The following is a 1,281-nucleotide window of genomic DNA, read 5'->3' as shown; positions in this document are numbered from 1 at the left end:
AGCGCTCACTCCGTTCGCTGGGACCGGCGAAGCCGGCCCCTTAGCTTAATCGTTAGAGGCAAAGCGTGAAACTTAAGTGGCTAACCTTACCGCTGATCGCCATCCTGGCCGGCTTGGCTGGTCTATATAGCTATGCACACACGCTGCCCTCTCTTGCTTTTCCCTTAAAATCAATAAATGCATTTGCTCTTTCTGATGGCGGGTCTCTAACAATTGAGCTAGCAGATGCAAAGGGCAACGAATTTTACTTCGGCATCAAAGGGGACCTAGAAACGCCCCGTGAAATGTATCCATCCTTTTATATGCGTACTTTCCTAGGCATCCCCCTAATGGTCACTCCGGAAATTGGCAGTGCAGAGGAGCTAAAGCTTGCTGGCTTTGCCAAGAAACTAGCCGAGAAAAATCTCAGCCCATCCTCACTAGAAAAAGTCAAGAATAGCGACCTAGATGGGCTTTCAAAATCTGAGCTTTCTTACGCCGTTATCTATTCCATATACAGCAGCCTTAGTGAGCGCCATGCCTCTAACTAATGGTTCAAGTCGTTCGCTTCGCTCACTCGGGACCGGCTAAAGCCGGCCCCTTAACCAAACGTTAGGTGCCAATCGTGCAGACCACTAGACCACCAATAACTCTCAGCTGGCTCGGTACCGTTAGTCAGGGCAAGCAATTAGAGCTGGGAGCAACAACAGATACAGAGAACCTCATCCTCGCAACAATAGTTGCAGATGACGCAGATCAGTCACTTTGGTTTGAGCTTTATATTGAGAACCAAGCTGTTCAAATACCACTAGAGGTAATCAGCAAGGCTATTGAGGCAGCAAAACAGGATGTTCATTCTGAAGCTTGGTATGAGAAGAACGTTTATCCAAGCCCCGAGAGCACCTAACAATGCGTATATGGACTCTCCCCACAAGTAGTGGGCAAAGCTTTTGATCTGCGCTGCCGTCGGTGCGGTTGCATGCGTATATCCGGCCTTTCACGGGCTCTCGGCCCTAGCCATTCTGTAGTTCGCGCAGCGAGGGCCAAGCGCTCAATCGATCACAAGGATCAGCATTGTTATCGGCCTTGCTCCGCTGCAGGACTCGCCCTTTCCGACAGTGCTGCTTTCCACCACAACCACTATTGATCACCCGCTCACCGTCAGGCGGGCGGCAAGCTTTGCCAGTTGCCGCTAAAGCGTCGCTCGTGGCACCACACGCCCCAGCAAATCCTCACCAGTTTGTTCGCCAACGCCACCGCCGCTTTGTTCTGCCCAATGCGCGCCGCCGTTTCGGTTGCCCT

At 51.8% G+C, this 1,281-nt stretch carries 2 protein-coding genes and 1 pseudogene; 2 read left to right on the top strand and 1 reads right to left on the bottom strand.

What is annotated here, in order from left to right; genetic code table 11:
• Window positions 1–65: 65 nt before the first annotated feature.
• Both N7607_RS23050 and N7607_RS23045 read left to right on the top strand, forming a co-directional pair.
• Window positions 66–530, top strand: coding sequence for a hypothetical protein (locus N7607_RS23050; RefSeq protein ID WP_279869494.1), 465 nt, complete (start codon window positions 66–68; stop codon window positions 528–530).
• A gap of 74 nt (window positions 531–604) precedes the next feature.
• Window positions 605–886: a hypothetical protein gene (locus N7607_RS23045; protein WP_279869493.1), complete on the top strand. Its 282-nt coding sequence runs from the start codon at window positions 605–607 to the stop codon at window positions 884–886.
• Between the two features lie 254 nt (window positions 887–1,140).
• On the opposite strand, the pseudogene N7607_RS23040 reads toward N7607_RS23045, so the two are convergent.
• Window positions 1,141–1,281 (bottom strand): annotated as a pseudogene (locus tag N7607_RS23040) (IS110 family transposase); the annotation flags it as partial.

The sequence above is a fragment of the Pseudomonas sp. GD04019 genome, from assembly GCF_029837695.1.
In the GTDB taxonomy this organism is placed as follows: Bacteria; Pseudomonadota; Gammaproteobacteria; order Pseudomonadales; family Pseudomonadaceae; genus Aquipseudomonas.
This window is presented reverse-complemented; position numbering and strand designations above follow the sequence as displayed.